The organism is Neorhizobium sp. BT27B (genome assembly GCF_050455485.1).
Classification (GTDB): domain Bacteria; phylum Pseudomonadota; class Alphaproteobacteria; order Rhizobiales; family Rhizobiaceae; genus Neorhizobium.
Genome location: NZ_JBCIYT010000015.1, coordinates 40,321 through 64,930 on the forward strand (window position 1 = coordinate 40,321; position 24,610 = coordinate 64,930).

At 57.9% G+C, this 24,610-nt stretch carries 33 protein-coding genes; 21 read left to right on the forward strand and 12 right to left on the reverse strand.

Annotated features, from left to right (window positions below):
• Positions 1-41 precede the first annotated feature (41 nt).
• From AAIH70_RS27150 to AAIH70_RS27185, 8 genes are all read left to right on the forward strand, one after another.
• On the forward strand, positions 42-761 hold the full coding sequence (locus AAIH70_RS27150) for an SDR family oxidoreductase (RefSeq protein ID WP_430036851.1): 720 nt from the start codon (positions 42-44) through the stop codon (positions 759-761).
• A 29-nt stretch (positions 762-790) separates the two neighbouring features.
• Positions 791-1,051 carry a hypothetical protein gene (locus AAIH70_RS27155; RefSeq protein WP_430036854.1) on the forward strand — a complete coding sequence of 87 codons (261 nt, stop codon included), beginning with the start codon at positions 791-793 and terminating at the stop codon, positions 1,049-1,051.
• Positions 1,052-1,119: 68 nt separating this feature from the next.
• The gene (locus AAIH70_RS27160; protein WP_430036857.1) at positions 1,120-2,502 is read left to right on the forward strand and encodes an IS1182 family transposase; all 1,383 of its coding nucleotides are present in this window, start codon (positions 1,120-1,122) and stop codon (positions 2,500-2,502) included.
• 197 nt (positions 2,503-2,699) lie between these two features.
• Positions 2,700-3,128: a GNAT family N-acetyltransferase gene (locus tag AAIH70_RS27165; protein ID WP_430037122.1), complete on the forward strand. Its 429-nt coding sequence runs from the start codon at positions 2,700-2,702 to the stop codon at positions 3,126-3,128.
• A 225-nt stretch (positions 3,129-3,353) separates the two neighbouring features.
• On the forward strand, positions 3,354-4,262 hold the full coding sequence (locus AAIH70_RS27170) for a LysR substrate-binding domain-containing protein (protein WP_430036860.1): 909 nt from the start codon (positions 3,354-3,356) through the stop codon (positions 4,260-4,262).
• Positions 4,263-4,375: 113 nt separating this feature from the next.
• Entirely contained in the window at positions 4,376-5,131 is a 756-nt protein-coding gene (locus AAIH70_RS27175) for an SDR family NAD(P)-dependent oxidoreductase (RefSeq protein WP_430036863.1), read from the forward strand.
• Positions 5,132-5,350: 219 nt separating this feature from the next.
• A complete protein-coding gene (locus tag AAIH70_RS27180; RefSeq protein WP_430036866.1) occupies positions 5,351-5,491 on the forward strand; it encodes a hypothetical protein in 141 nt (46 codons plus the stop codon).
• A gap of 3 nt (positions 5,492-5,494) precedes the next feature.
• Entirely contained in the window at positions 5,495-5,761 is a 267-nt protein-coding gene (locus AAIH70_RS27185; protein WP_430036869.1) for an ester cyclase, read from the forward strand.
• 8 nt (positions 5,762-5,769) lie between these two features.
• Here the strand turns inward: AAIH70_RS27185 and AAIH70_RS27190 are convergent, their stop codons facing one another.
• Together AAIH70_RS27190 and AAIH70_RS27195 are read right to left on the reverse strand one after the other, a co-directional pair.
• Positions 5,770-6,210 carry a MarR family winged helix-turn-helix transcriptional regulator gene (locus AAIH70_RS27190; protein ID WP_430036872.1) on the reverse strand — a complete coding sequence of 147 codons (441 nt, stop codon included), beginning with the start codon at positions 6,208-6,210 and terminating at the stop codon, positions 5,770-5,772.
• A 130-nt stretch (positions 6,211-6,340) separates the two neighbouring features.
• A complete protein-coding gene (locus tag AAIH70_RS27195; protein ID WP_430036875.1) occupies positions 6,341-6,748 on the reverse strand; it encodes a winged helix-turn-helix transcriptional regulator in 408 nt (135 codons plus the stop codon).
• Between the two features lie 90 nt (positions 6,749-6,838).
• Between AAIH70_RS27195 and AAIH70_RS27200 the strand changes: the two genes are divergently transcribed.
• Positions 6,839-7,753, forward strand: coding sequence for an NmrA/HSCARG family protein (locus AAIH70_RS27200; RefSeq protein ID WP_430036878.1), 915 nt, complete (start codon positions 6,839-6,841; stop codon positions 7,751-7,753).
• A gap of 99 nt (positions 7,754-7,852) precedes the next feature.
• Here the strand turns inward: AAIH70_RS27200 and AAIH70_RS27205 are convergent, their stop codons facing one another.
• Entirely contained in the window at positions 7,853-8,755 is a 903-nt protein-coding gene (locus AAIH70_RS27205) for a LysR family transcriptional regulator (RefSeq protein ID WP_430037125.1), read from the reverse strand.
• 94 nt (positions 8,756-8,849) lie between these two features.
• Between AAIH70_RS27205 and AAIH70_RS27210 the strand changes: the two genes are divergently transcribed.
• The 6 genes from AAIH70_RS27210 to AAIH70_RS27235 all read left to right on the forward strand — a co-directional run bounded on the left by AAIH70_RS27210 (position 8,850) and on the right by AAIH70_RS27235 (position 14,395).
• Positions 8,850-9,836 carry an alpha/beta hydrolase gene (locus tag AAIH70_RS27210; RefSeq protein WP_430036881.1) on the forward strand — a complete coding sequence of 329 codons (987 nt, stop codon included), beginning with the start codon at positions 8,850-8,852 and terminating at the stop codon, positions 9,834-9,836.
• Between the two features lie 215 nt (positions 9,837-10,051).
• Entirely contained in the window at positions 10,052-10,999 is a 948-nt protein-coding gene (locus AAIH70_RS27215; RefSeq protein ID WP_430036884.1) for a DUF808 domain-containing protein, read from the forward strand.
• A gap of 680 nt (positions 11,000-11,679) precedes the next feature.
• Complete coding sequence (locus AAIH70_RS27220) at positions 11,680-12,330, forward strand: alpha/beta family hydrolase (RefSeq protein WP_430036887.1); 651 nt, start codon at positions 11,680-11,682, stop codon at positions 12,328-12,330.
• Between the two features lie 435 nt (positions 12,331-12,765).
• A complete protein-coding gene (locus AAIH70_RS27225) occupies positions 12,766-13,299 on the forward strand; it encodes a YidB family protein (protein ID WP_132280464.1) in 534 nt (177 codons plus the stop codon).
• A 96-nt stretch (positions 13,300-13,395) separates the two neighbouring features.
• Positions 13,396-13,833, forward strand: coding sequence for a pyridoxamine 5'-phosphate oxidase family protein (locus AAIH70_RS27230; protein WP_430037128.1), 438 nt, complete (start codon positions 13,396-13,398; stop codon positions 13,831-13,833).
• A 16-nt stretch (positions 13,834-13,849) separates the two neighbouring features.
• Entirely contained in the window at positions 13,850-14,395 is a 546-nt protein-coding gene (locus AAIH70_RS27235) for a metallophosphoesterase family protein (protein WP_430036890.1), read from the forward strand.
• Positions 14,396-14,442: 47 nt separating this feature from the next.
• On the opposite strand, the gene AAIH70_RS27240 is transcribed toward AAIH70_RS27235, so the two are convergent.
• The gene (locus tag AAIH70_RS27240; RefSeq protein ID WP_430036893.1) at positions 14,443-14,817 is read right to left on the reverse strand and encodes a hypothetical protein; all 375 of its coding nucleotides are present in this window, start codon (positions 14,815-14,817) and stop codon (positions 14,443-14,445) included.
• A 25-nt stretch (positions 14,818-14,842) separates the two neighbouring features.
• Here AAIH70_RS27240 and AAIH70_RS27245 point away from each other — a divergent pair, with 25 nt between their 5' ends.
• Entirely contained in the window at positions 14,843-15,379 is a 537-nt protein-coding gene (locus AAIH70_RS27245; protein WP_430036896.1) for an MFS transporter, read from the forward strand.
• A gap of 182 nt (positions 15,380-15,561) precedes the next feature.
• Positions 15,562-15,828, forward strand: coding sequence for a WGR domain-containing protein (locus AAIH70_RS27250; protein ID WP_132280309.1), 267 nt, complete (start codon positions 15,562-15,564; stop codon positions 15,826-15,828).
• A gap of 169 nt (positions 15,829-15,997) precedes the next feature.
• Here AAIH70_RS27250 and AAIH70_RS27255 read toward each other — a convergent pair whose 3' ends face one another.
• The gene (locus tag AAIH70_RS27255; RefSeq protein WP_430036899.1) at positions 15,998-16,306 is read right to left on the reverse strand and encodes a DUF736 domain-containing protein; all 309 of its coding nucleotides are present in this window, start codon (positions 16,304-16,306) and stop codon (positions 15,998-16,000) included.
• A gap of 617 nt (positions 16,307-16,923) precedes the next feature.
• Positions 16,924-17,529, reverse strand: coding sequence for a J domain-containing protein (locus AAIH70_RS27260; protein ID WP_430036902.1), 606 nt, complete (start codon positions 17,527-17,529; stop codon positions 16,924-16,926).
• A 450-nt stretch (positions 17,530-17,979) separates the two neighbouring features.
• Here AAIH70_RS27260 and AAIH70_RS27265 point away from each other — a divergent pair, with 450 nt between their 5' ends.
• On the forward strand, positions 17,980-18,402 hold the full coding sequence (locus tag AAIH70_RS27265; protein WP_430036905.1) for a SyrB-like regulator: 423 nt from the start codon (positions 17,980-17,982) through the stop codon (positions 18,400-18,402).
• A 142-nt stretch (positions 18,403-18,544) separates the two neighbouring features.
• On the forward strand, positions 18,545-19,126 hold the full coding sequence (locus AAIH70_RS27270) for a hypothetical protein (RefSeq protein WP_430036908.1): 582 nt from the start codon (positions 18,545-18,547) through the stop codon (positions 19,124-19,126).
• Positions 19,127-19,652: 526 nt separating this feature from the next.
• On the opposite strand, the gene AAIH70_RS27275 is transcribed toward AAIH70_RS27270, so the two are convergent.
• The 4 genes from AAIH70_RS27275 to AAIH70_RS27290 form a co-directional block, all read right to left on the reverse strand.
• Positions 19,653-19,802 (reverse strand): hypothetical protein, encoded by a 150-nt coding sequence (locus AAIH70_RS27275; protein WP_430036911.1) that lies wholly within the window; start codon positions 19,800-19,802, stop codon positions 19,653-19,655.
• Positions 19,803-20,434: 632 nt separating this feature from the next.
• Positions 20,435-20,644 carry a hypothetical protein gene (locus AAIH70_RS27280; protein WP_430036914.1) on the reverse strand — a complete coding sequence of 70 codons (210 nt, stop codon included), beginning with the start codon at positions 20,642-20,644 and terminating at the stop codon, positions 20,435-20,437.
• A gap of 157 nt (positions 20,645-20,801) precedes the next feature.
• On the reverse strand, positions 20,802-21,068 hold the full coding sequence (locus tag AAIH70_RS27285) for a type II toxin-antitoxin system prevent-host-death family antitoxin (protein WP_430036917.1): 267 nt from the start codon (positions 21,066-21,068) through the stop codon (positions 20,802-20,804).
• A gap of 121 nt (positions 21,069-21,189) precedes the next feature.
• Positions 21,190-21,501, reverse strand: a complete 312-nt coding sequence (locus AAIH70_RS27290) for a DUF736 domain-containing protein (RefSeq protein WP_430036920.1) — start codon at positions 21,499-21,501, stop codon at positions 21,190-21,192.
• Between the two features lie 520 nt (positions 21,502-22,021).
• Here AAIH70_RS27290 and AAIH70_RS27295 point away from each other — a divergent pair.
• Positions 22,022-22,198: a hypothetical protein gene (locus tag AAIH70_RS27295; protein ID WP_430036923.1), complete on the forward strand. Its 177-nt coding sequence runs from the start codon at positions 22,022-22,024 to the stop codon at positions 22,196-22,198.
• A 163-nt stretch (positions 22,199-22,361) separates the two neighbouring features.
• Positions 22,362-22,616 carry a hypothetical protein gene (locus AAIH70_RS27300; RefSeq protein WP_430036926.1) on the forward strand — a complete coding sequence of 85 codons (255 nt, stop codon included), beginning with the start codon at positions 22,362-22,364 and terminating at the stop codon, positions 22,614-22,616.
• Here AAIH70_RS27300 and AAIH70_RS27305 read toward each other — a convergent pair.
• A complete protein-coding gene (locus tag AAIH70_RS27305; protein WP_430036929.1) occupies positions 22,580-23,113 on the reverse strand; it encodes a flavin reductase family protein in 534 nt (177 codons plus the stop codon). The two genes, AAIH70_RS27300 and AAIH70_RS27305, sit on opposite strands and share 37 nt — an antisense overlap.
• Before the next feature lie 222 nt (positions 23,114-23,335).
• A complete protein-coding gene (locus AAIH70_RS27310; RefSeq protein ID WP_430036932.1) occupies positions 23,336-24,607 on the reverse strand; it encodes an LLM class flavin-dependent oxidoreductase in 1,272 nt (423 codons plus the stop codon).
• Positions 24,608-24,610: the final 3 nt, after the last annotated feature.

Below are 24,610 nucleotides of genomic sequence, written 5' to 3' on the forward strand. Positions count from 1 at the left end.
CTTAGATTAGGGACGTATGCAACAGTGGAAGCAATGCCATCATGACTATTTCTGACAGCGACCATTCCCGTCCCTCGCTTTTGCTTGTAGGCGCATCACGCGGGCTGGGTCTTGCGATCACCGCTGAATTCGCGAAACGAAACTGGATCGTCGTCGCGACCGTGCGCGACCGTGGCCAGCCGTCCGCTCTCCATGATCTCGCCCGAAAATACGCGGGCCGTATCGAGATCGAGACGGTGGACATAACGCAACCCGAGCAGATCGGTGCGCTTCGGGCTCGACTGGTCAGCCGCAGCTTCGACATGTTGTTCGTCAATGCTGGAACCGCGAACAGGAATCAGGACGAAACAATTGCCGACGTTTCCACCGAAGAATTCGTTCGCGTCATGGTCACCAACGCCTTGAGCCCGATGCGGGCCGTCGAAAACCTTCAGGATGTCGTAAAGCCTGCCGGCCTTATCGGGATCATGTCTTCCGGCCAGGGCAGCGTCACCAACAACGAGAAAGGTGGCCACGAAGTCTACCGTGGCACGAAGGCGGCGCTGAACCAGTATATGCGAAGCTATGCCGCGAGGAACGCCGGTGGCGCCCGCGCCCTCGTTCTGATCGCGCCGGGCTGGATCAAGACCGAACTTGGAGGTGCGGCTGCGCCGCTTGCCGTCGAGGAAGCGGTTCCCCAAGTGGTCGATACGCTTCTTGAAAAGCAGAGCAAACCCGGCCTTGAATATCTCGATCGCATGGGCAAGGCGGTCCCCTGGTGACCGGATCGATTGAACAGGGAGAAATCTCCATGAAGCTGATCGGTATCGAAGAGCACTTTCTCACCCCTGAAGTGCGCAAGCTCTGGGAAGAACTCGGCCTCGACAGGAGTGATCCAAGCGTCGCCGTTCACTCAGGAGGCGTCGAGCGCAAAACACGCGCGGCCGGGCGCGATGCCAATGGCTGTTTCCAAGGCAACGGTGGGGTCGGCGCTGTAGTAACAGCGCTGGGCGGCATTAACGCGATTTTCGCCCGGCTAGGCGGTACGGCTGCTTTTGGCGGATACCGTTGAAAAAGTGGGCGTTGCTGTCAGTGCGAAGTTCTGATTCACTCCTTCCAGGGATTTAGGAGGATGTGCCGATGATGGGCGAGCGGACGGTGGCGCAGGAAGCGCTGTTTTACGGGTTCAGCATCGAGCGTCATGTCCCGGCAAGCCATCTTCTGCGGTCTATCGACCGCTTTGTCGACCTGTCTGGCCTTCGGTCTCACTTGCGTCCTTTCTACAGCGAGATCGGGCGGCCCTCGATTGATCCGGAGCTGATGATCCGCATGCTGATCGTCGGTTATTGCTTCGGCATCCGTTCGGAGCGTCGGCTATGTGAAGAGGTTCATCTGAACCTCGCCTATCGCTGGTTTTGCAGGCTTGGCCTTGAAGGCGATGTTCCGGACCATTCGACTTTCTCAAAGAACCGACATGGCCGTTTCCGTGATAGCGATCTGCTGCGCGAGCTGTTCGAGACGACGGTCAGGCGTTGCATCGAAGAGGGACTCGTCGGTGGCGAAGGCTTCGCCGTCGATGCGAGCCTGATCAAGGCGGATGCCAACAAGCAACGCTCGGCAGAGGGGGCAGAGGCTGTCGACTGGGAAGCTATGGCCGAGACCCGTCGCTCGGTTCAGGAATATCTCGACACGCTCGATGACGCGGCATGGGGTGCGGCCAGCGAAGCAAAGCCGAAGTTCGTATCGAGATCGGACCCGGCGGCGCAGTGGACCGGAGCGATGAAAGGCCATGCCTTCTTCGCGTACGCTACCAACTATCTGATTGATCTGGATAATGCCGTCATCGTTGATGTCGAGGCGAGCCGTGCGATCCGGCAGGCCGAAGTCGGCGCGGCACGCACCATGATTGAGCGCACTCAGGAAAGCTTCGGCCTCTACCCGGAGCGATTGGCCGCCGACAGTGCCTATGGTTCGGCAGAGATGCTGGGCTGGCTGGTGCACGAGCGCGGGATAGAGCCGCATATCCCAGTCTTCGACAAATCCGAACGGCGTGACGGCACATTCGAGCGTGCCGACTTTACTTACGACCACAAGCACGATCTCTATACCTGCCCTGGCGGCAAGGAGTTACGCTCGCGGCAAATCACCTACAAGAATGAGCGTCCTCTCGTGGATGAAGATGGCATGGTACGCTATCGGGCCAGCAAACTCGACTGCGATGCCTGCGCCCTGAAACCAAGATGCTGCCCGAACGCTCCGGCGCGCAAGATACCACGCTCCATCCATGAAGGCGCTCGCGATATGGCGCGTGATATCGCCAAGACCAAAGCCTATGTTACGTCGAGGCATCAGAGGAAAAAGGTCGAGATGCTTTTTGCCCACCTCAAACGCATCTTCAGACTGGATCGTTTGCGATTACGAGGGCCGAACGGAGCGCGTGATGAGTTCCACCTCGCAGCAGCAGCCCAAAACCTCCGGAAACTCGCAAAGCTGATCCCGCCACCAATGCCAAAACCGGCGTGACGGGAAAGACATCTCGACACGCCCCGACAACGGAAGCCTCCGAGCAAGATTAGCACGCGCCTTTTTCAACGGTATCGGCGCAAAGCCGACGTCGAACCAAAGCTACTGCCGGTCCTGAATGGCCATTGACAATGGCCTCGTTTGGAATGGCAAAGGCTAACGACTTCATTCGCTGAATTTGAAAACGCATGATGAGGATGGAACACTTGGAATACATCACGACATCCCGGTTGCCGACAGTGGAAGAATACCTGCATCTTCGGTCTGTTGCCGGACTAAGTGCATTTTCACAGGATGCCGCACAGTCAGGACTGAAGGGGACGGTTTATTCGGTCGTTGTCACACATCAAGGCGTGGCAATCGGCATGGGACGGCTGATCGGCGACGGAGGCTGCTTTTTCCAGGTTGTCGACATCGCTGTTCATCCCGACCATCAGGGACGAGGACTGGGAAAAACCATCATGGAGGCAATCATGGCGTATGTCTCGCGAGAGCTGCCAGCATCGGCGTATGTCAGCCTGATCGCCGACGTTCCGGCGAACAAGCTCTACGAAAAATTCGGCTTCAAAGAGACGGCTCCGAGATCGCTGGGAATGGCATATCGCGTTGCTTCGGCTGAACGTTAGAACCCAATGGAGAGAGGGCCGTATCTGGCGCAAAGCCGCGGAGCTGCCGTCCTATCCAGAGCACCCTCAGCTCCCCCCACGCACGACTGCCCATCGCGACGGTCAGGAGTTTCTCCCAGGCATCCTGCCGAAACACTCGGCCATGACCGGCCCCACAGCATTGCTCCGGAATGCTTGCGGTCAGGCGATGGACATGCCACCGCTATTCCCAAACAGGAATAGCTCATGGACCGCTTCTCATCGCTCAGAGTGTATATCCGCGTTGTCGAGCGCGGCAGCTTCACCCATGTCGGCCGTGAACTCGGCATCGGACAGCCTGCGGTCAGCAAGCAGATCGCCGCCCTTGAACAGCATCTGGGGACACAACTCCTCAGCAGAACATCGCGTGGCTTACAGCCAACCGCAGCAGGCCTCGACCTCTACGAAACTGCTATCCGCATCCTTGGCGATCTTGACGAGGCCGAAATCCGCATCGGCCAGAAGAACATCAGACCGAGCGGTGTGGTGCGACTGGCCACACCGCCTGCCTTCGGCCGAATGTTCATCATTCCTCGGCTGCCCGCCTTTTTCGAGAAATACCCGGACATCACGCTGGATATTTCAGTTGCGGAGCGCCGTGTCGATCTCATCATCGACGGGATCGATATTGCCCTGCGTGTCGGGGCATTGGCGGATTCGACGCTGATCGCCCGCAAGATCGGCGATCTGCACATGGGGATCCTCGCGGCTCCCGCTTATCTTCGGAAGTTTGGCACGCCGCGCATTCCAGCCGATCTGCGGTCGCACAATCTCATTGCCGGGCAAACGCGGGGAGCGACACAGCCATGGAGGTTCAACAGCCCCGATGGCCCTATCCTCATGCAGCCAGAAGGCAATATCAGATCGAACGATATTGAGGATCAGCGCGCAGCGGTCCTGATGGGTCTTGGCATAGGATATGCAGGGCTTGCGATGTTCTCCGCAGATCTGAAAGCCAACACCGTCGTCCCGATCCTCGAAGAGTTCGCGGCCGAACCATCGCCGATCAATGTGATATGCGCCAGCGGCCGGAAGATGCCGCAACGTTTTCGGGTCGTCATCGATTTTCTCGCCGAGATATGCGCCGAAGAACCTGGCCTGCGTGCTTCGCCTTAGCATCATTCCTGCCTGGAATAGATCCTAGTCGATCGACCTGTCTGGGATCGCGTTTCATCACTGCCTAGGTTCCCTTCCATCGCCGCATCAGTGCGGCTTCAAGTGGAAGGACCATGTCGATGAATAAGCTGGATGGAAAGATCGCCGTCATTACGGGTGGCAGCGCCGGGATGGGCCTGGCAACCGCAAAGCTCTTCGTTCAGGAGGGCGCGCAGGTTGTCGTCACAGGCCGGGATCAGCCAACGCTGGAGGCTGCGGTCCAAGATATCGGCTCGGGGGCTGACGGATTTCGTGGGGACATTGCGAAACTGGAGGATCTCGATGCTCTGCGGGCTCATGTCGAAAGCCGATACGGTCGCCTCGATATCCTGTTCGCGAACGCAGGCGGCGCGCGGCCGGGACTGTTTGAGGACGTGAGCGCCGAGGACTTCGATTTTACGGCAAACACGAATTTCAAAGGCACGTTCTTCACGATCCAGAAGCTCGTCGGCCTGATGGGCTCGGGTGGTTCCATCATTCTCAATACGTCGATCCAGGGTGTGCGCGGTACGGCAGGTCTGTCCGTCTATTCCGCCACCAAAGCCGCCCTGCGCTCGCTGGCGCGTTCGCTGACGGCCGAATACGGCGCCAAGGGGATCCGGATCAATGCCATGGCTCCGGGCTATATCGACACCGATATCATGCGCAAGACGGGGCTGAGCGAGGAGATGATCCGCGAGATGAACCGCCAAGCGATTGACCTCACACCGCTCGGCCGCAAGGGGACCGGCCACGATATTGCCAAGACGGTTCTGTTTCTGGCGTCGGACGATTCGGAGTTCATCACCGGCGTTGAACTGACCGTGGACGGTGGCTGGGCGCAGGTCTGATCCCAATGGCGGTTATGACCGGGCATCCGCGCAGCCATGTGAAGGCAGGTATTGGCGCTTCCGCGACATGACGGCAGTCGACCTTAAGCGGAGCTGCTGCTTGAGATAGCACCCCGAGACGGACGACGCTCTTCGCCACTTGCAACAAAGCCGCGCTAGGCCTACTTGGATATATACAGTTTACCTGTATATATCTGGATTTCACGCGAGAGGTCGATCATGTCCGCTGAAAACAAGGAAGTGGTCCGCCGCTTCAATATCGAAGTCATCCAAAACGGCAATGAGGACGAATTCCACGCTTTGATGGCACCGGACTTCGTCAACCACGCCGCCCCGTCCGGAGTCCCGAACGGGCCGTAAAGCATGTGGAACACCTTCCAAAACATCCTCCGTCCCGCCTTGTCTGAAATGAAGGTGACCATCCATGATCAGATCGCAGAAGGAAACAAGGTGACGACCCGCAAGACGATCAGCGGCATTCATTCGGGTGTATTGATGGGAGTTCCGGCGACGGGCAAGGATGTCCTCATCAGCGTCATCGATATCGTACGGGTCGAGGACGGTAAGTATGCAGAGCATTGGGGGCTCAATACCCTATCCAGCGTCCTTGCTGCATTGGCGAAGGGATGATTTGGCCATCAGGAAAGCCGCTCTATGACGGCGATGGCTGCCCGCAGTGTTTCCCGTTCCTGATCGGATAGCCTCTCTTTAATCAGAGACGCGATCTTCAACGTCCTGACTTCCCTTGATCGGGATAGTTGCTCCCGGCCTTTGGCGGTAATGGACAGGAGTTGACTCCGCCCGTCGGCAGGGTTTGGAACTTTGCCGACCAGCTCATCCGCTTCCAATTGGCCAACGACAAGGCGCATGCTCTGGTGTCTGACGTTGCGCAGGCCTGCCAGTTTGGCCACGCTCAAAGGACCATTCCGATCCAGAAGGGCGAGCGTCTCGGACTGTGACGTCGTCGGCGTATCTGCTTGCAATCGAATGCCGCGAACAAATTTCCCCAGCGTTTGGCGAAGTTTTTCGGCCAGAGCCAGCGCATCTCCTTGCTCAGAACTGGCATCGTCACCTGTCATCTTTCGTTTTCGCCCATATTTTGCATTGACTTGACGAATACACCGACAGGGGGGAAAACGGAATGCCAGAGCTTGAATGGCTATATCTGGCGTTTCTGCGCCATGACGGCCTTTGGCCCACAGCGGCCACTCACCTCAAATCATACTGCGTTCTGCATTTCTCTATTTCAGGCCAGTTCTCCCTAATCCAGGACGTGAACCCTTCCAAGGCGGGCAGCATGCTCGATCCCATCTTGGTCAACTGATACTCGACGCGGGGTGGCACTTCCGGGAAGTAGTGGCGGATCAGCAGTCCATCGCGTTCCAGGTTGCGCAGCGTCAGCGTGAGCATGCGCTGTGTTAATCCTTCTATGCCGTTCTTCAGCTCGCTGAACCGCATCTGGTGCCCGTTCGCCAGTGCCAGATGCGACATGACGAGGATCGTCCATTTATCGCCGAGGCGTGCAAGAACCGCGTTCGGGGCGCAAGGCCTGAAATAAGGCTTGTCGTTCTTCTCATCATAGGGTCGCCCGTGAACCAGCTTTGCCAATTGTATCATCCCTGTGCCTGAGGCTAAAAAATGTGCCGTCTTCTGCCTGCCTCCCAAAGGTATATATAGGTAACTCAAGTCCGAAACGAGGGTGACACAATGCAGTATGACAAGCCGCCAATTCTGGTCTTCGGTGCAACAGGCCAACAAGGCGGATCGGTTGCAGTGGCACTTCTGAAGAAGGGCTGGCCAGTGCGGGCTATGGTTCGTGATCCGGCCTCACCCAAATCGATCGCGCTTTCCGAGGCTGGCATTCAGCTTGTTGCAGGAACGTTTGATGATGCCGATGCAATGCGTGCTGCAATGAAGGGCGCATATGGCGTCTTCAGCGTTCAGCCGAGTTCACCGGGCGGTTTCGTGACGGACGAGGACGAAGTGCGCTACGGTAAGTCGATCGCCGATATCGCTGTCTCGCAAGGGGTGAGGCACCTTGTCTACACATCGGGTAGCGCGGCGGGCGATCAGCCGACAGGCGTCGCCCATTACGACACCAAGGCCGAGATCGAGAGACATATCCGGACATTGCCGATTGTCCATACGATCATCCGGCCGGCGACATTCATGGAGCTTCTGGTCATGCCGGGCTTTGGCCTTGATGAAGGCCGCTACAGTTTCTTCGTAAAGCCGGATCAACACATGCAGGTTCTGGCCGCCGACGATATCGGAAAGATTGTTGCGGCGACCTTTGCGGACCCTGCGCGGTTCGGAGGGCAGACATTCGAGATCGCAAGCGATGTGGTGACGGGCTGCGACCTGCAGCTTCTTTTTTCGGAGGCCGCCGGCCGGCCGATCAGTTATGCACGTTTTTCTGACGAAGTCCTTGCCGCCAATCCGTTTCTGAACAAACTGACACAGTTGTTTGACAATGGGCGTTTGGCAGGCCATGCCGATCTGGATGCCTTGCGTGAGATCAATCCGGAGCAGCAATCGCTGAAATCTTGGCTGAGTGGACCGGGAAAGGAGCCGTTCGAACGCGCGCTCGGTGTCGGCGGAGCATGGGAGTTCAATCGATAGAACAAGGCTTCACGCCAGAGTGTGACGTCCGTTTGTGGTGCAAACCAGAAGCCTGCAACCGGCCCGAAGCGGTTATCGTGTTTTGCAACGAGCCTCCGGCTAATCTTCGACAGCACCCAACGCGATCCGCGTAGAAGCCCATTCCTCCACCATCAGGTCGATCAAACGTCGAACTTTCGCCGAGAGGTAACGCTTGCTTGGATAGACGACGATAATCGGGATCGTTTGCGTTTCGAACGATGTCAGGACCTGTTCAAGCCGTCTGTCAGCGATGGCATCGTTGACCAGAAAGCTGGGAAGATAGGCCACCCCCATCCCGGCAATCGCGGCATCGCGGATCGCCTCACCGCTATCGAGGCGGAGCCGGCCGCGGCCGCCAACCGTGGACCAGGTGCCATCCATCTCCCGCAACCGCCATGGCTGTTTGCGTGATCCGCTTTTGAAAGACAGGCAGTCGTGCGATGCCAGGTCGTCAGGAACTTCTGCCCGGCCGCGCCTGTCGAGATAGGCAGGTGAGGCACATATGATGCTACGGTGTTCGGCGACGACCCGCGAAATCAGCCGCGTGTCCGTTCCGCTGGTCCCGATCCGAACGGCCAGATCAAAACCGTCTTCAACCATATCGGCAACCCGATCGCTGAAGTTCACGTCGACCTGCAGATCCAGCCATTCTTGCATGTATCGCTGCAGCAAAGGCAGGACATGCGTGCGGCCGAACCCTTCGGGCACGGTCAGACGTAGCAGGCCCGTGGGTATGGCGCTTTTTTGCCCGACGCTGGCTTCTGTTTCTTCCAGCAGGCTGACGACGCGCGAGCAGTGCTCGTAAAACACACGGCCATCGTCCGTGACACTCAGCTTGCGTGTCGTTCGATAGAGAAGACGGACCCCGAGACGTGTTTCCAGCCGCGTGACTGCCTTGCCGACGGCCGAGCGTGTCAGGCCGATCGCCTGTCCGCCGCCGCTGAAGCTTCCCGCATCGACAACGGCGATGAACGCGAACATCTCATCCAGATTTTTGCGCAAGCTTCCGATGACCGCTGTAGCCCGTCGCCAGAGACGGGAAATTCATTCCCCAATCAATGAGATAATGTGAATTATGATCCCGCGTCAAGGTGACGCCAGGAATGTAGCCAGAATGAGGTCCCCAATGCCAATCACTCCCGCCGTCCAGCAACGCATCGACGCCTGGAATGCAGCGTCATCGTCTTTTGGGCCCCTGTTGATGGGGCAGCCTGGGGACTGGGCTGTCGAAAGAGAAAAATATGTCGAAGTGCTCGCCCAGCACCCGACGCCGGACGGCGTGTCGATCAGCAAGATCGATATGGGCGGCGTCGCAGCCACAGTGGTTACGCCCGAGGAAGCCGAAGAGGGCAGGGCCCTGCTTTACATCCATGGCGGCGGTTACATCGCTGGAAGTCCTTCGGCCTATCATGGTCTGGCCGGGCATTACGCAAAGCTTCTGAAAGCCGTGGTCTACATGCCCGATTATCGTCTTGCGCCGGAACATCCCTTCCCAGCCGCCATCGACGATACTCTGGCATCATACAAATGGCTGCTCGACAATGGGCATGAACCCAAATCGATCGCATTTTCCGGAGATTCAGCTGGTGGCGCGATGGTCGTGTCGGTGATGGTCGCTGCCCGCAATGCCGGGCTTGCGCTCCCATCTGCGGGCGTTGCCATCTCTCCCTGGGCCAATCTCGATCATTCGGGGTCTTCGATGAGGACGCGCGACGGGATTGATCCGACGGTCAGTCTTACCGGCCTCGAATTGATGGCAAAGGCCTTTCTGAACGGCGCTCTGAAAAACAATCCTGATGCGTCACCCGTGTTTGCGGACGTGCGCGGACTGCCGCCGATCATGGTCCAGATCGGTGAAAGCGAAGTGATGCTCAGTGATGCGATGCGACTCGCCACGCATCTCGCCGAAAACCGGGTCCGCGTTTCTCTTGAGGTCTGGCCCGGTATGTTCCATGTCTGGCATATGTTCGCGGCCATTCTGCCGGAGGGTATGCAAGCCCTTGAAGGTGCGGCTACCTTCCTTGAGAATGCACTGAGCACAAACGAAGACTTAAATCGTTGAAAGGACGGGCTGAGCCAGCCTTTTTCAACAGTATCGGCGCAAAGCAGAAGACCAACTTCACAAAGCGGCCACCATTGTATCTCACCGCACGCAAATCGCCCCGTGGCAAACAGTGTGCTGCGCAGCGGATTTCGCACAGGTGCGACCGTTCACTACCTAGCAAAAACCAATTACCCAACTAGATACGATGCGGAAATCTTCATAAGGAATGACGCGTGGCGACAGGGTTGATTGCACTTTTGGACGACGTTGCAGCCATTGCTAAACTGGCTGCTTCTTCACTGGACGATGTCGCTGCCCAGACTGCCAAGGCCAGCGTTAAGGCCGCCGGCGTCGTTATCGACGACACCGCCGTGACACCAACCTATGTCGTTGGGCTGTCACCCAGCCGCGAGTTGCCCATCATCGGACGGATCGCGCTCGGCTCACTCAGGAACAAGCTGGTTTTCCTGCTGCCGATCTGCCTGCTTCTCGGGTATTTTGCGCCCTGGCTGATCACCCCACTCCTGATGATCGGCGGTGCTTATCTGTGCTTCGAAGGTGTCGAAAAGCTTCATGAGGCGATCAGCCCCCATGCGGCCCACGACGACAGCGTCGGCGAGACCGCCAAGGACCCGAAGCAACTGGAAGACCAGAAAGTGTCCGGCGCAATCCGCACGGACGTCATCCTTTCGGCCGAAATCATAGCCCTTACGCTCGCGGGCGTATCGGCCTCGAACCTCGTGACACAGGCAGCTGTCCTTGCCGCAGTCGGCATCCTGATCACGGTCGTGGTTTATGGCGTGGTGGCTCTGATCGTGAAGGCAGACGATATCGGACTGCACCTCGCCGAGACGGGATCGGGTCCGACACGATCGTTCGGCCGTGGTCTCGTCAAAGGCACACCGGTTTTGCTGCAGGCACTCACCGTCATCGGTACGGCCGCGATGCTCTGGGTCGGAGGTAGCATCATCATTCACGGCTTGGCCGAGTTCGGACTTCATGGCCCGGAACATTTCATTGAACATGTCGCGACAGTCGTGCAGCAAGCGGTCGGTGCCATCCCCGCAGTGGTTGGCTGGATCGCCACCTCGTTCCTGCAAGCGGTCCTCGGCATTGCGGTGGGCGCTCTGATCGTGCTTGCCCTTGGCATTTTCGGACCAAAGAAGGCGCATGCGAAGTAGCGCAGGCTTGCAAGCTTCCGAACCCTAAGTGCGGCATGACGCGACCATTAAAGCTGCAAAACGCGAAAACCCGCCGCGGGAGGAGGTGCGGCGGGTTTCGAAAAGTGACGTGCAGCTGGGAGGAGGAGTGCTGCCCGTCCGACCGGGACCGACTGGGAGGAGGAGTGTCGATCTCGATAATCCTTCGTAACCGAACCCGCCGGGGATCAGCAATGCGTGTTCATGCATGGCAGCCATGCGGCCTGTCGCCAGCGAGACAAAGCCTAGTTCGGCGACCACTGCGATTGATGGGAACAATCGGCCGGCTTCAGCGTTCAATAGGTAACCGGAAGCGCCCCGTCCCCCGCCCTTTATGCTTCCGGTCAAACTCTTCATCCCCCTCGAAGAGATATTCGGGTCCGGCATCAGACGATGCCGGACCCGATTGCGTAGAATGATCCATTGACTCTGCTAATATAAACAATATCGTCCGGCCAGTTCTGATGCGGCCTCGGCCTTCCAGAGCGTCGGCCCGGCATCTTGGGAGGGAGCCGGGCCTTTTCAGCTTACGTTGTCCTGGTAGTTCCGATTTAGTATCGGCGGCGCGGCCTTGCCCCTCCGGGCACCAGAAAACTCGTATCAGCTACCGCGGTGTGTCTTGTGGCGCGATGGCCGATGACAGAAGGTCACAGGGAGGGACGATGAACCACAAAAAACTCGTAACGGGTCCAGAGCATGCGGCCGCTACAATCCTGCTCGCCCACGGAGCCGGAGGTGCCATGGACAGCCGATGGATGGAGGACATGTCGGCCGCGCTAATGCAGAACGGCTTTCAGGTGGTGCGGTTCGAATTCGAATACATGGCCGCGCACCGCACCACCGGCAAGCGTAGCCCGCCTCCGCGCGCCGAGCGCCTGCAGGACGAATTCATGACAGTTGTTGAAGAGTTTGGCAGCCGAGCAAACCTGCTGATTGGCGGCAAGTCGATCGGTGGTCGCGTGGCCAGCATGATCGCCGACGATCTGCTGGACAAGGGCGCGATCGCCGGGCTGGTGTGCCTCGGCTATCCGTTCCACCCGATCGGCAAGCCGGAAACACTGCGGACCGCTCATCTTACAGATTTACGGACGCCAACCCTCATCTGCCAAGGCACGCGCGACGCGTTCGGATCGAAAGAGGAAGTTCAGTCCTACGATCTTTCAGGCTCTATCGAATTGAACTGGCTTGAGGACGGCGATCACGACTTCAAGCCAAGAAAAGCGAAAACGGGTCTGACCGTTGCGGACAATATTGGCACCGCCGCCCGACGCGCCAGCACATGGGCGCGTGGCCTAGACCAAGCAAAAGCATAAGGTAAAAAGTTGGCATCAGTCGACGGCGCGCGCTTCCAGTCAATGTTGGAATGAGCGTCCGCGTATGCCTCGATCGCGCAGCTGCGGGCGAGATCGTCAAGCCGGCAGCTTTTAAGCTTCGACGGCGGCGTTCTCGACATCACCGGTCACGGAACACCGCGCGCAGATTAAACGGTGGCAACTCAGTGTGCTCCGGTGTGCCTGTTTATGGATGAGACCGCGGCGGGTAGGTAAAGGTGCTCGCCTGGCATTTCGTTGCCCGCAGCGAGAAATCGGAAAAACCGCTGCGTTCACCGTCTCCGTCATGTCCGATTGGCACACCACGGCCTCATCACACAAACACGCCACACCCGGCGCGCGTTCCTGATTTTCTCGGAACGTTCGTGAGATGCCATCGTTTGGATGATCACAAACACCGACATCAGGGAGAGTGTCATGGTAAGTGGTCAATTGAAGGCATTGTTGGGCGTGCTCGCCGTCGCGGGCTATCAAAACCGCGACAAAATCGCCGAACTTTTGCGCGGACTGCAAAAATCCGAGCCGCAAGGAGCGGGGACCGGCGGCGCGCAAACGGGATCTGGGCCATCGCCTCGCCAAAGCGGTGGCGGCCTGGATGATCTGCTCGGCAAGCTGACGGGCGCGAGCGGATCCGGCGGCCTGGGCGGCCTGCTCGGCGGGCTGACCTCCGGCGGCATCCTCAATGGAGGCCTGAGCGACCTTCTCAAGACGTTCCAGCAGAACGGGCAAGGGGCAAAAGCGGAATCATGGGTCCAGCCCGGCACCAACGAGGACATCAATACCGATCAGCTCGCACAGGCAATCGGTCCCGATGTCCTCGATGAGCTTGCCACAAAAACGGGTCTGTCACGCGACGAGATACTGTCGCGATTGAGCAAGGACCTTCCACGCACCGTGGATGAGCTGACACCGGACGGCAGGTTGCCTGACGACGACGCCAGATCTGTCTGAACGCTGACGGCATATTGCGGAAAATCTCGTGAACACGGCAGTTCCCCAATGAAAATGGGGGCGATTACCGTCGCCCCCCAAAAAAGCGAGGACGGCATGAGCAAAAAAACGATGGATGAAATCGCCGCGAAACTTAAGAAAATCGACTTCTGCATGATGTCGACGAAAGGCTTAACCCGAGAAATCTCCAACCGGCCGATGAGCAATAACGGTGATGTTGACTATGATGGTGACAGCTGGTTTTTCTCCTATGAGGACACGCGCAAGGTCGCTGACATCGGCCGCGATCCAGGCGTGACACTGTCGTTTGCCGAACCGCCGGGCCTCTTGGGCAAACCCGGCATCTTCATTTCCATTGAAGGCCAGGCGGAATTGATCCCCGACAAAGCCAAATTTGCACATCACTGGATGAGAGCGCTCGATCGCTGGTTTTCGGATGGCCCCGAAACACCAGGGCTGGTTTTGATCAAAGTGCGAGCCGATCGCGTTCAGTACTGGGACGGCGAGGAAAACGGCACGATCGAGATGCGATGATTTCCGGGCTCTAGATATGATCTATTTCACAAGCGATACGCATTTCGGGGACAACCGTGTTCTGCGCATCGATCGTCGCCCGTTCTCATCGATCAAGGAACATGATGAAGCGCTGATTGCCAACTGGAATGACGTTGTCGGCCGCGACGACGACGTCTGGCATCTGGGTGATGTCCTGTCGCCGCGCGCCGGCGATTGCGACCTCTTGCTTGCCCGTCTCAACGGGCGCAAACATCTCATTATCGGCAACAACGATCCTCCAAGCACAACCAGCGCCCGGCAATGGTCAAGCGTTCATAATTATACGGAGTTGCTTGTAGAGGGACGTCATCTGATACTGTGTCATTATGCTTTTCGGACGTGGAACCAGATGGGAAAGAAGTCGATCAATCTTCATGGTCATTCACACGGACGGTTGAAACCGCTGCCACGCCAGTTCGATGTGGGAGTCGATGCCCGCAACCTTCGCCCTGTCGCACTTCTGGAATTGACCGCCGCAAAAGCTGGTCGCGGCGCAACAGATAAAGTTGCATCGTCCGCCGAAGCTGTCCCGGAGGAGTGATCGTGCCGCAATAGGAATCAAGCGTTTTATTGCGCTGACAGCTTTCATTACGCGAACCCCGACCACGCCCATTCCACAGAGGCCGGTCCGATTGTTCCGGAATTCAAAGAACTGGACATGCTCCCCCAGATCGTATCGCCGGTAAAACTGGCCAGATCACCACTCACCAAGATCAGCGGCATCTCGGAATATGCTGCCAACAGGTTCTCGACTGTGGTCCAGCGCTCCATTTCGGCAAAGGGATCCGCATCAGCTGGTCGCAGAACACGATGCCCCCAGAGCGACGGCCCTTCATCATTTCGTAGATCATCAAGCAAGGTGCGGTCACCCGATCGCGCAACAGCGATGGCGGCGAGGTAGCGCATAAGCGGTAAGTAAACGGTCTGGCGGCAGCCGCCGAGTGCGCGGATAGTCGCCATCATCTGGGACGCACTCAAGGACAGGCGCTTGTTCAGTCTGATCTGCGGCAGTGCGCTCGCGCTTTCGGTCTATAGTCACTGGTCTGCGACCATGGGTCCCTACCTCATGTCCACGACAGCAGACGGCCCACAAACATATGCGATCCTGATCTCGGTCAACGGTATTGTTGTGCTCCTGGCCAATCCGATCGTCCGGCGGATGATTGCGCGCATTGGGGGCCTGTCCGGACTCTTGGCAGGTTGTATCATGCTATGTGCAAGCCAGATCGGTTTCGCCATCTCGACCGCCTTGCCGGCTTTGATGGCGTCCATGGTTCTTCTGTCCATTGCCGAGGTTCTGGTCGTTCTCGCAGAACTTGTGCTGGTGGACACACTGGTTTCCGGTCCAAGGAGCGGCAGCTACTTCGGTGCGCATGCCATAAGCCATGCCGGAAACTTCTTTGGAGCGATCATCGGCGGTTTGACACTTGCAGCGTTTGGAGGTCCGGCAATGTTTTTGCTGTTCGCCCTCATCGCTCTTGCGAGTGCGTTGATCTATTCGATTGCCTTCCGGACGCTCCGCTGAGCAGAACAACGCGATCGGTTGACCTTATCCTGCGCTTGGCGTGTGAAGCCGACAAAAGTGCAGAGTGCCTTTCGCATCGTCGGGGCCAAGTCCGCAAAAAACTTCACGCGAATGAATCGATGTCACCTGACCGATTCAAAAGTCTCGTTGGACCGCAGATTCGAGATGCGCGAATCTCGGCCATGATCACGCAACCCTACCGGATTTATATCGAGCGAACCGACCGACGGAAGAACATGGCGCGGTTTTATACCCTTGCCATTGAGCGCACGCTGTTCGGAGAAATCTGCCTGCGACGCCGCTGGGGTCGGATTGGAACGCAAGGGCAGGAACTGGCCCATTATTTCGTGAACGAAAAAGAAGCGGTGATCCTGTTTCTCGACCTGACACGCCTTAAGCGAAGCCGAGGGTATTCCCCTACGAAACGCGGATCAGCGCCTACGCACTGATCCCTACCCAAATATCAAACTTCATTGCCTACAACATTCACCTTCGAACAATATCTGGCGCTCCGTTCATCGCGCCCAAAGACTGGTCGAGCGGGGCGGATGCTGCCATCACTTCTGCCAGCCTTTCAAAGCGGTTCGGCCCCGCCTTGGGCGGGGCCGAGGGCCGGTGTCAGTCGCGGTTCGGGCGGGACCAGATGAGCTGGAGGTCGTCTTCGCCTTCAACTTCCGTCAGCGTCGCATAGATCGGGGCCGGGAAGCTCGGATCGTCAAGCTTGAGAGAGAGGTAATCGCGACCTTCTCCGGACGTCTTCTGCCAGGCGGCACCGAGCTCGATCGGGCCGGCGTAGACGCGTAACAGCGGTCCCTTTTCGGAAGGGTTTTCGACGCGGGTGATGCGGGCCTTGACGTTGAGAGCGAGTGTACGGATCGAGCCGGTGAAGCCGTTCTTTTCAGAGGTGAATGTGCCGATGGTAGCCATTGTCGTGGTTCCTTTTGCTGTATCTAGCCGCTCCATTGCGGCCTCGATAGCAGTCGAAAAGACCGGTAACGATCGGACCGCACCCAAAGGGCCGCAATGCAATGGAGGGCGGCAGGACAGGAGATTTGTTGGATGGAGCGGAGGGCGGCAAAGCTGTCCGGGGCAACAAATCTCGTGACTGCCGTTGCGGGAAGACGATCGAGGCAAAGCCGGTTGCCGGTCAGACCTGCCTCATCGAGCCCACCTAAGGAGAACTAGCAAAAGCGGGAAAGGGACGCCGCAGGCTGGAAGTCGTTCATCTCAGGCGAAAACGCGGACCCAACAGTACAGTCTGCTTCACCAGATAACGTATTAGCCGCATTGGTCGCTGCCATCACGGTCCGAGCCGTACCACGATCAGTTATCATGCCGACCCGACTTGCAATCACAGCCAAGGAAAAACCGGGCTGCAAGTTCGAGATGCCTACCATGCTGATGACTGCTTTCCTTCGATCTCACAAGTGGCGTTGATGGAAGCCGAAGCAATCGGCCCTTCGACCAATTCTCTGCAGTTGGCTTGCCCGCATGACGCACCGTCGGCGCTCACACCAGAAGCCGCGCACTGCTTATCGACAAGGTCAGCAGAAACCGTTCAGTTTGAGGATCCTGTACGCCTCGATCGATGCCTGAAGTTGGCCCTCAGTGTCCCGCTCACCTTGGTTGGCGTCAGGATGATGCATCTTGAGCTTTTCCTTGTAGCGAAGACGGATCTCGTCTGCACTTGCGTCCTCAGTCAGGCCCAGGATTTCGAAGGCGCGCGCTTCGAGCACTTTCAGCTTCCGTTTTTGGAGTTCAGCCTTCTGGGCCTGACGCTCCGCCGCACTCCTGCGCGCGTTCAATGACTTGGCCGAGCCTGAACGCTGCGTCGAGGGGAGGGGGATTTCCTCAGCTTCGCGCGCGACCTGTCCTTGCGTCGCGCGTGCCCCCGAGACCGCTTCCTTCTGATAGCGGGCGGTCTGGCCTTCGGATTGCCCAGTGGCACTGTACCCGGCATTGTAGAGCTTCACATGCTCAAGACAGAAAAGCAGATAAAGCCCTTCGGCATCGCGCCCGACCGGCGCACGATGCGTACCCGTCTTGCTGCATCCATCCCACTGGCATCGTGGACCTTTAACATCCAGCGCGGGGGCGGCTTTCTTGCGGATTGGCTTCAGGCCGACAAAGATTTTGGAATCAGAGCTCATGCCGCGTCATAAACCATACACCAGCATGGTTGTTCAAGTCCGTGACAAGAGCAGGACGCTAACGTCTCGAATGCGAGTTTCCAGCAACTCGACGGCATCCGCACGCAGCATTCTGACCAAACCATCGCGCCTCCTGCCAAGGCAAGAAATAAAACGCCTGCAGAAGGCACTCGTGCAGTCCCAGTAGAATCGAACGCAGGAGCAGCGAATGGTCCTTTTCGGGTAGCGGAAACAGCAGAGCCGGAACGCTATGCATACATGTCACCAGATAGGTTGGCGATCAAAGAATATTCGCAAATTGATCGCTTTTCCTAAGCACACGAAGCGGCATCCAATTGACCAAAAAGTATTAACCCCGCAAAAAGCATCTGGACATGTCGCATTGCCTTCACATGTTGACTCTGCGCGCATGTCCATCAATGAGAGGCCTGCCCAGCAAGGAGATTACTGATGGCTGATGAGATGAATACTGGCGTCAACGCCGAAACTGCTACGCCGGAACCTGCCACTCCCACGCCGGTCGCGAAAAAGACCCGTGGTCCGAATCGCAAAAAGCCTGCTGCCGAAGCGGTTACTACAACGACCACGGCGGAAGAACCTGCCAAGAAGACCCGTGCAAAGCGCGGCGAAAAAGTCGCTGCAGCACAGCTGGTGAAGGCCGCCAAAGCCGAAAAGGCAACCAAGGCGCCGCGTGCCGCCGCCGTCACCAAGCCCGTCACAGCCGCCCCCGCACCAATTGTTGCTGCCCCTGCATCCGACGAGTTTTCCGACCTGCTGAAGCTCGAAGAAGAAAACAGGCTTCTTCGCAAGGAACTTGGCGACAAGTTGCGCGCCGAAAACACCGATCTCAAGAAGAAGCTGGGCAAGGTCTGATTTCCCCACTCGATCGCGGCCGTACATTCACGATCGGGACCGAACATATGGCCGGACCTTTTCTGGAGGTCCGGCATTTATTGATACGGGAGCCATCCCGTCTTTAGACCGAGGTTGAAGTGCGATGAGAACACCGTGGAAAATGCTTGCGGACCTGGTGTCGGGAAAATCATCCAAAGACGAAACCGAGACTGAACCCAAGGCTAGTGCCGACAAGGCAACGCCGCCTGTAGCCGACGCGAACAAGATCGTGGCAAGCGCCGACGCCAGTCCTGCGGATGTCGAAGACGCTGTCGCCGCGTCGTCTGTACCGGAAATTGCTTCCGAACCCGATGTCGCCATGAACCCGGCAACAGTCGATGATGCCGGAACTGTAACGGCGACCACACCCGTCGATGAGCTGGTGCCCTTCGAGAAAAAGGCGGAGTTGGCTTCTCCGTTGAAAGCGAGCGAAGAGCCCGACAAACCTGTGGCACGTCGGCGGGTCGTGAAAGCGCCATCACCTGTCAAAGCCAAGCGCCCTGTCGTCGCGCGGGAAGACGAAAAAATCACTCTTCCGGCTGTCGATCCGGTGCAAGAAGCGGCCACCGGCTTCAAGTCGCACTCGGATGAGATGGTCGACCTTGATCGAGACATCGAGGAGCTTCGCAAACAGCTTGCCGTAAAGCTGAAGCTCCAAAATGCGCAATTGCGCAAACTGATCGATCGGTACGAAAGCCGATAGTGCTACCCTTGTCAAATTCATGCGCCATATTCGTTGCAGCTATTATTTCTGGTTGCGCGATATGGAAACTGCGATGGATCAACCGCATTGAAGTCAACGGGCTTGCAGCTCACGCGATCAGTATGAATTCCGGCAGAAGGCACGGCACTATTCCGTCGTCATGAATAGCATGTTAGGCTTCAGCTCCATGATGGAAAGGCGGTTTTGCGTATGGGCCTCGTGAGCATGATTTTAGAACTTCGGGAAGGCACCACTGCCCATCCTCAGACCGGGTCGGATGTCCCTTCGGCAGACGGCATTCAGACCAAGCCGTTTTCGGCAGACGGACGCAGCACTCAAGAGGCGATTTCGCTCAGGACATTCGCTCTGCGGCTCGACACCAAGAAACGGCGAAATCAGAAGCTTTTCAGGTAAGATCTCCCACCAGCTGCCTGTTGCCTGCCGATTGCTATAGTCCGCCTTGCGCTTCGAATACTTCCCGGATGTCTTCAGTTTGATTGCCGCCTTTCGACAAGGTAGCTCGGTATCATGTGGGCCGGACAGGTCTGAAATAAGGACTTGAAGCTCGGCCATGGCGATCGAGCTCAGCAATCAGCAGCCGACGCTCGGCCGGATCCCACGTATTCGACAAGTCGGCGCGCAGTTCTTCAATCAGTGTTTCGCGTGAAATCGTCATCGTTCCGTTCTCCTTGAGTTTCGAAAGACGAGAGCCTGCAGCGCGTAAAGCGGACGGGGTCAGCGATCGCGCATGCGACCGGCAGAGCCGGGGAGTGGGGGAGTGGGGGAGTGGGGGAGCCGAAATTGTGGGTCGAGTATCACCTGTCTCGCAAAATCGGGGGACCGCGCATACTTGATGCCGGCTGCTTGCAGCGCTAAACTGGGAGCATCAGAGCAGACCCAACCTCTCCCTATCGCAAACCGGTCACCGAGATCATCACAGCGCGGATGCGCCGCCGGATCGAAAGACATCAGGTGAAGATCCGGGGCAAATAATGAAGAGTATCGGAGCTTTCAGCATAGCGACGCCCGGTACGGGCGTGAAAGCGGGAATTCTCGACACGGTTTTGACCGGAACAGGGGCTGCCGCAGGAGCCTTAGCAAAGCGACGCGCAGCGGAAGGCGGGACCGACCGCCCCCGGCAAAACCGTTCCGTACAGACCCGCGATCAGCCCTATGGTTCTTTTCAGGAAGAATTGGGTCGCGAGTATCCATGAACGGCTCGATGCGTTTCAGGGTCTTGATAAATCAAAGCTGTCACCTCAGCGATGGAGGGCGACCTCGGAGAACGATTGATGTCGTGCATAGAATTCACGCAGAATCGGCAGGAAAAACGCCTTGCTGAACTGACCGATCGAGGCTCTGCTCGATATGGAAAGAGTTGCCGATCACGTCGCCGTTGAACTCACCCATGATGATCCAGACCTGACGGTCAGTATCAAGACCGGCTCGACTTTTTTTGATTGCCGGGATCTCGAAAGCGAACCGGCTGCGCTCTGGCTGTTTCGTGGTGATAGGCAAGGGAAGAACAGTATCAGGTCTCGGTCAGCGCGGGCGATCCTTACTCCGACCGCGATGTGCCCCTCCTTGCGCCCCTCTGTCTCTCCCTTCCCGGCTTCCCGGTTCAAAAGATAAGGATAGCGAATGACGGCCGCGGTCTTTATGTCGTCGAACACGCTCAGCGCCCAACCTCGTCATCGTCAGCATATTGATCGACAGCGCGTTCCATGTCTGCGACCAGTCCATTGGACATGGTATTAATCGTCCAGACGGATCTGGCATCCGCGCGTCTCATCAACCGCTCGTAATCATCTATGTTCAAAATGACGAGGCGAGGTTTGCTGTGCTGAGTAATCGTCACAGGGTGGCGGAGCGCCTCGGCGATGATGTCCCTGGACTTCCGCAAAAGATCGCCCGTCGTGTAGGATCTGTTTCGGCTGGGCATCTCTTACTCCTTGTGGGTCGTCGATCGGTTCATACGATCATGATGCTGTAAAATCCGGCAATTACAGCAATGCTGTATTCATTGAGAAAATGACCCCGCCCTTTCGGGCGGGGCCGGCTTCTCAGTCCCGGTTCGGGCGGGACCAGATCAGCTGGTAGCCATCTTCACCTTCGACCTCGGCAAGCGTCGCGTAGATCGGAGCGGGGAAGCTCGGGTCATCAAGCTTGACCGAGAGATAGTCGCGGTCGGTTTGCTCCGAGCGCTTCTGCCATGCGGCGCCGAGTTCCACGGCGCCCGCGAAGATGCGGAACTGCGGTCCCTTGTCGGAGGGATTTTCGATGCGGGCCATGCGGACCTTTACGTTGAGGGCGAGAGTGCGGATTTGGCCGGTGAAGCCGTTCTCGGTGTAGGTGAAGGTGCCGATGGTAGCCATTGTCCTATTCCTTTTCGCTGTTTCGGGACGCTCCATTGCGGCCTCGATGGCAGTCGCAAAGGCCGGTGACGATCGGACCGCACCCCCCCGGGGTCCCCATTGCGCCTGCGCAATGGGGTGGGCCTTGAGGCCGAAACATCGTGAAGGGCGGCGTGAAGAGACTTTCTTGCTTCGCGAGGAATGATGGCGACCTGGGGTCCCCGCTCGACCTGTCGAGCGGGGTGGGTTCCGGCAGGGGATGAAAGTCTCGGAGCGCCGTTGCGGGAGTACGATTGAGGCGAAGCCGTTCTGCGGCCAGACATGCCTCATCGAGCCCGCGAATGGAGCCCTGTCGTCAAGGGAAAGGAAGTTGGCAATGACGGCGGGCAACACCATACTCCGATTTAACGGCGTATCGGATCGGCGAGATAGCGGAGTTCACCATCAAGGCACCTCATATTCGCAATCTCCTCGCCGACGCGGCTTGCAGCCCCAATCCTTCTCAGTAGAGTTGCCGGGCGATTCGTCGCCTGGAGGATTTATGGCAAAGCAGACGAAAACATTCATCATCGAAATCAAGCAGTCCCGGAAAGTGAAGACCGGCGCTCAAAAGCCGTCGATCTGGGGTTCGTTGGACCTGCGGATGGCCGATGATCACTTGCCAGAGGTGGCCCGGACGGATGAACCGGCCGCCATCGTCACTGGCGACCGTTCTTGATGCATCTCCTCAAATAGTCGATCAGGCTGCATCCTTGATCTCGGATAGGGTGGTCTCAAGGCTATGTGGGAATATGACCGCGCGTTGCGCATGGGCAGCCGCCTGAAAGATCGCCCGGTTGTCCTCAGCCCAGCACCGATGGCCAGGATTGAAGGTAAGCGGCATGGTCCGGCCGGAGTTCGAGTTCGAGTTCGATCCCGAGATCGGCTCATTAAAAGCAACTTCCGAGCTCGGCGATCAACTCTTCCCGGGCCAGCTCGCTACGCTTGCGGATCTGGCGGACTGGGAGAGCCAGCGCGACGGCAATCGCTTCTTCGGTCCAGCCGAGTGCGACGAGCCACTCGATACCGCGCCACTGGTCGACCGGATTAGGCCCCGTATTCAGGACAAAACAGACCCGTATTTGCCATGGCTATAAACCAGCGGCGATCCGCCGCGAGATCTCACGGCCACAACGCGACCGATGATGATGGCGTGGCTGTGCCTTTCGATGACCTCTTCGACCTCGCAGTCAATGGATGCGAGCGAACCGACCAGAGCTGCGGCGCCAGTCACCAGCGTGGTCCATTCGGCCCCACCGTAACGCTGGCCGCCCTTCAACCCGTCCTTGCCGGAAAAACGCTCGGCGACAACCTGATCCTCGATATCGAGAATGTTGACGCAGAAATGGCCGTGTCTGGCGATCACCGGCCACGTGGACGAAGATCGGTTGATGTTGACAATCATTGTTGGCGGATCAACTGACAGTGCCGTTGCCGAGGTTACGGTGGCTCCCGTTCTGTCTTCCCTGTCGCCTGCGGTCACAACCGATACCGTGCCCGCGACGTGCCGCATGACCGCTTTAAGGTCCTCGGAGGACGGCGCTGCGAGATGTAATGTCGGCTCAACTGCCAAGGACGCGGCTAGGGTGCTCATCATGTCTCCATCAATTGGCAGCTTCAACTGTTTTGCGGCTTCCGCTGCGTTATGTCTAAATTCTAAAAGCCATTTAATCAGTAGATAATTGTCGCCGACAGAAAAATCCTTTGCGATTTTGCAGTAATTAGAGATTGTTTACGCGTCTGCCCATTCCTGATGCGACAAGCATTCTTGAACAGACAGAGGAGCACTGACGCTTGTGAACAGACACCGCCGGGGTCAAGCAGCTTGTCTGAGGCCGAGATTCCCCTTCAGTGTGCCTTGCCGATAATCCTTGCGGTAAACGCCCCATTCCTGCAGATGCGGAATGACCTTTTCGACGAACTCGTCAAAACCGGTGGGCGTCAGGTGCGGAGCGAAGACAAAACCGTCGGCGGCGTCTTCCTGCACATAACGGTTGATTTCTCGCGCCACGGCTTCCGGCGTTCCGACAAAATGCTGGCGTGCGGTGACCTTGATCACCAGCTGGCGGATGCTGAGTTTCTCATGCTCGGCAATTTCCCGCCATTTCCGGGCTGTTTCGAGCCGGTCGTCAAAACGATTTGCGCGACCCTGCGCAAGCGTCGGCGAGGCGACTTCGGGATCAATGTCCGGCAGCGGCCCTTCGGGATCATAGGCGGAAAGATCTCGATTCCAGACCTGTTCCAGAAATACGATGGCATTCTTCGGGCTGACCTGCTGAAGGCGGATCGCTCGCAGGTTCTCCTCGGCATCTTCCTGTGTGTCGCCCAGCGCGAAGGCGGCGCCCGGGAGGATCTTCAGGTCGTTCTCGCCTCGATCGTAACGGGCAAGCCTGCCCTTCGTATCCCGGTAGAAGGCCTGCCCTTCCTCCAGCGTGCCGTGGCGCGAATAAATAAGGTCGGCATGGCTTGCCGCCAGTTCACGTCCGGTGTCAGAATCGCCGGCTTGCGCAATGACCGGTCCGCCTTGGGGCGAATTCGGCAGATCGGTTCGGCCGGCAATATCGAAATGTTTCGACTGGACGGCGAAATCGCCACCTTCCCAGATCGCGCGGGCGGCATCGATAAACTCCCTTGCCCGTTCATAACGCTCGGCAAAAGGCAGGTGATCGCCTCGGCGGAAATTCGCGCCGGTAAAGGCGCCAGGTGAGGTCACGACATTCCACCCAGCGCGACCTTCAGACAATATATCGAGCGTCGCAAGCTGACGGGCCAGCGCATAGGGCTCGTTGAAGGTCGTGGTCAGTGTGCCGATCAGGCCTATATTGCGGGTAATGGCGGATAATGCAGTCAGGATCGAAAGCGTATTGGGACGTCCGACGACGTCGAGTTCGTGGAAACGGCCCTTCTGCTCGCGCACGCGCAGACCTTCGGCGAGGAAGATGAAATCGAATTTTCCCCTCTCGACGGTTTCGGCAAAATGCCGAAACGAGGAAAACGCGATCTGGCTGCCTGCTGCAGGGTCGCTCCAGACGGTGAAATTGTTGACGCCCGGAAACTGGGCTCCAAGGATGACTTGTTTCTTCGACATGGT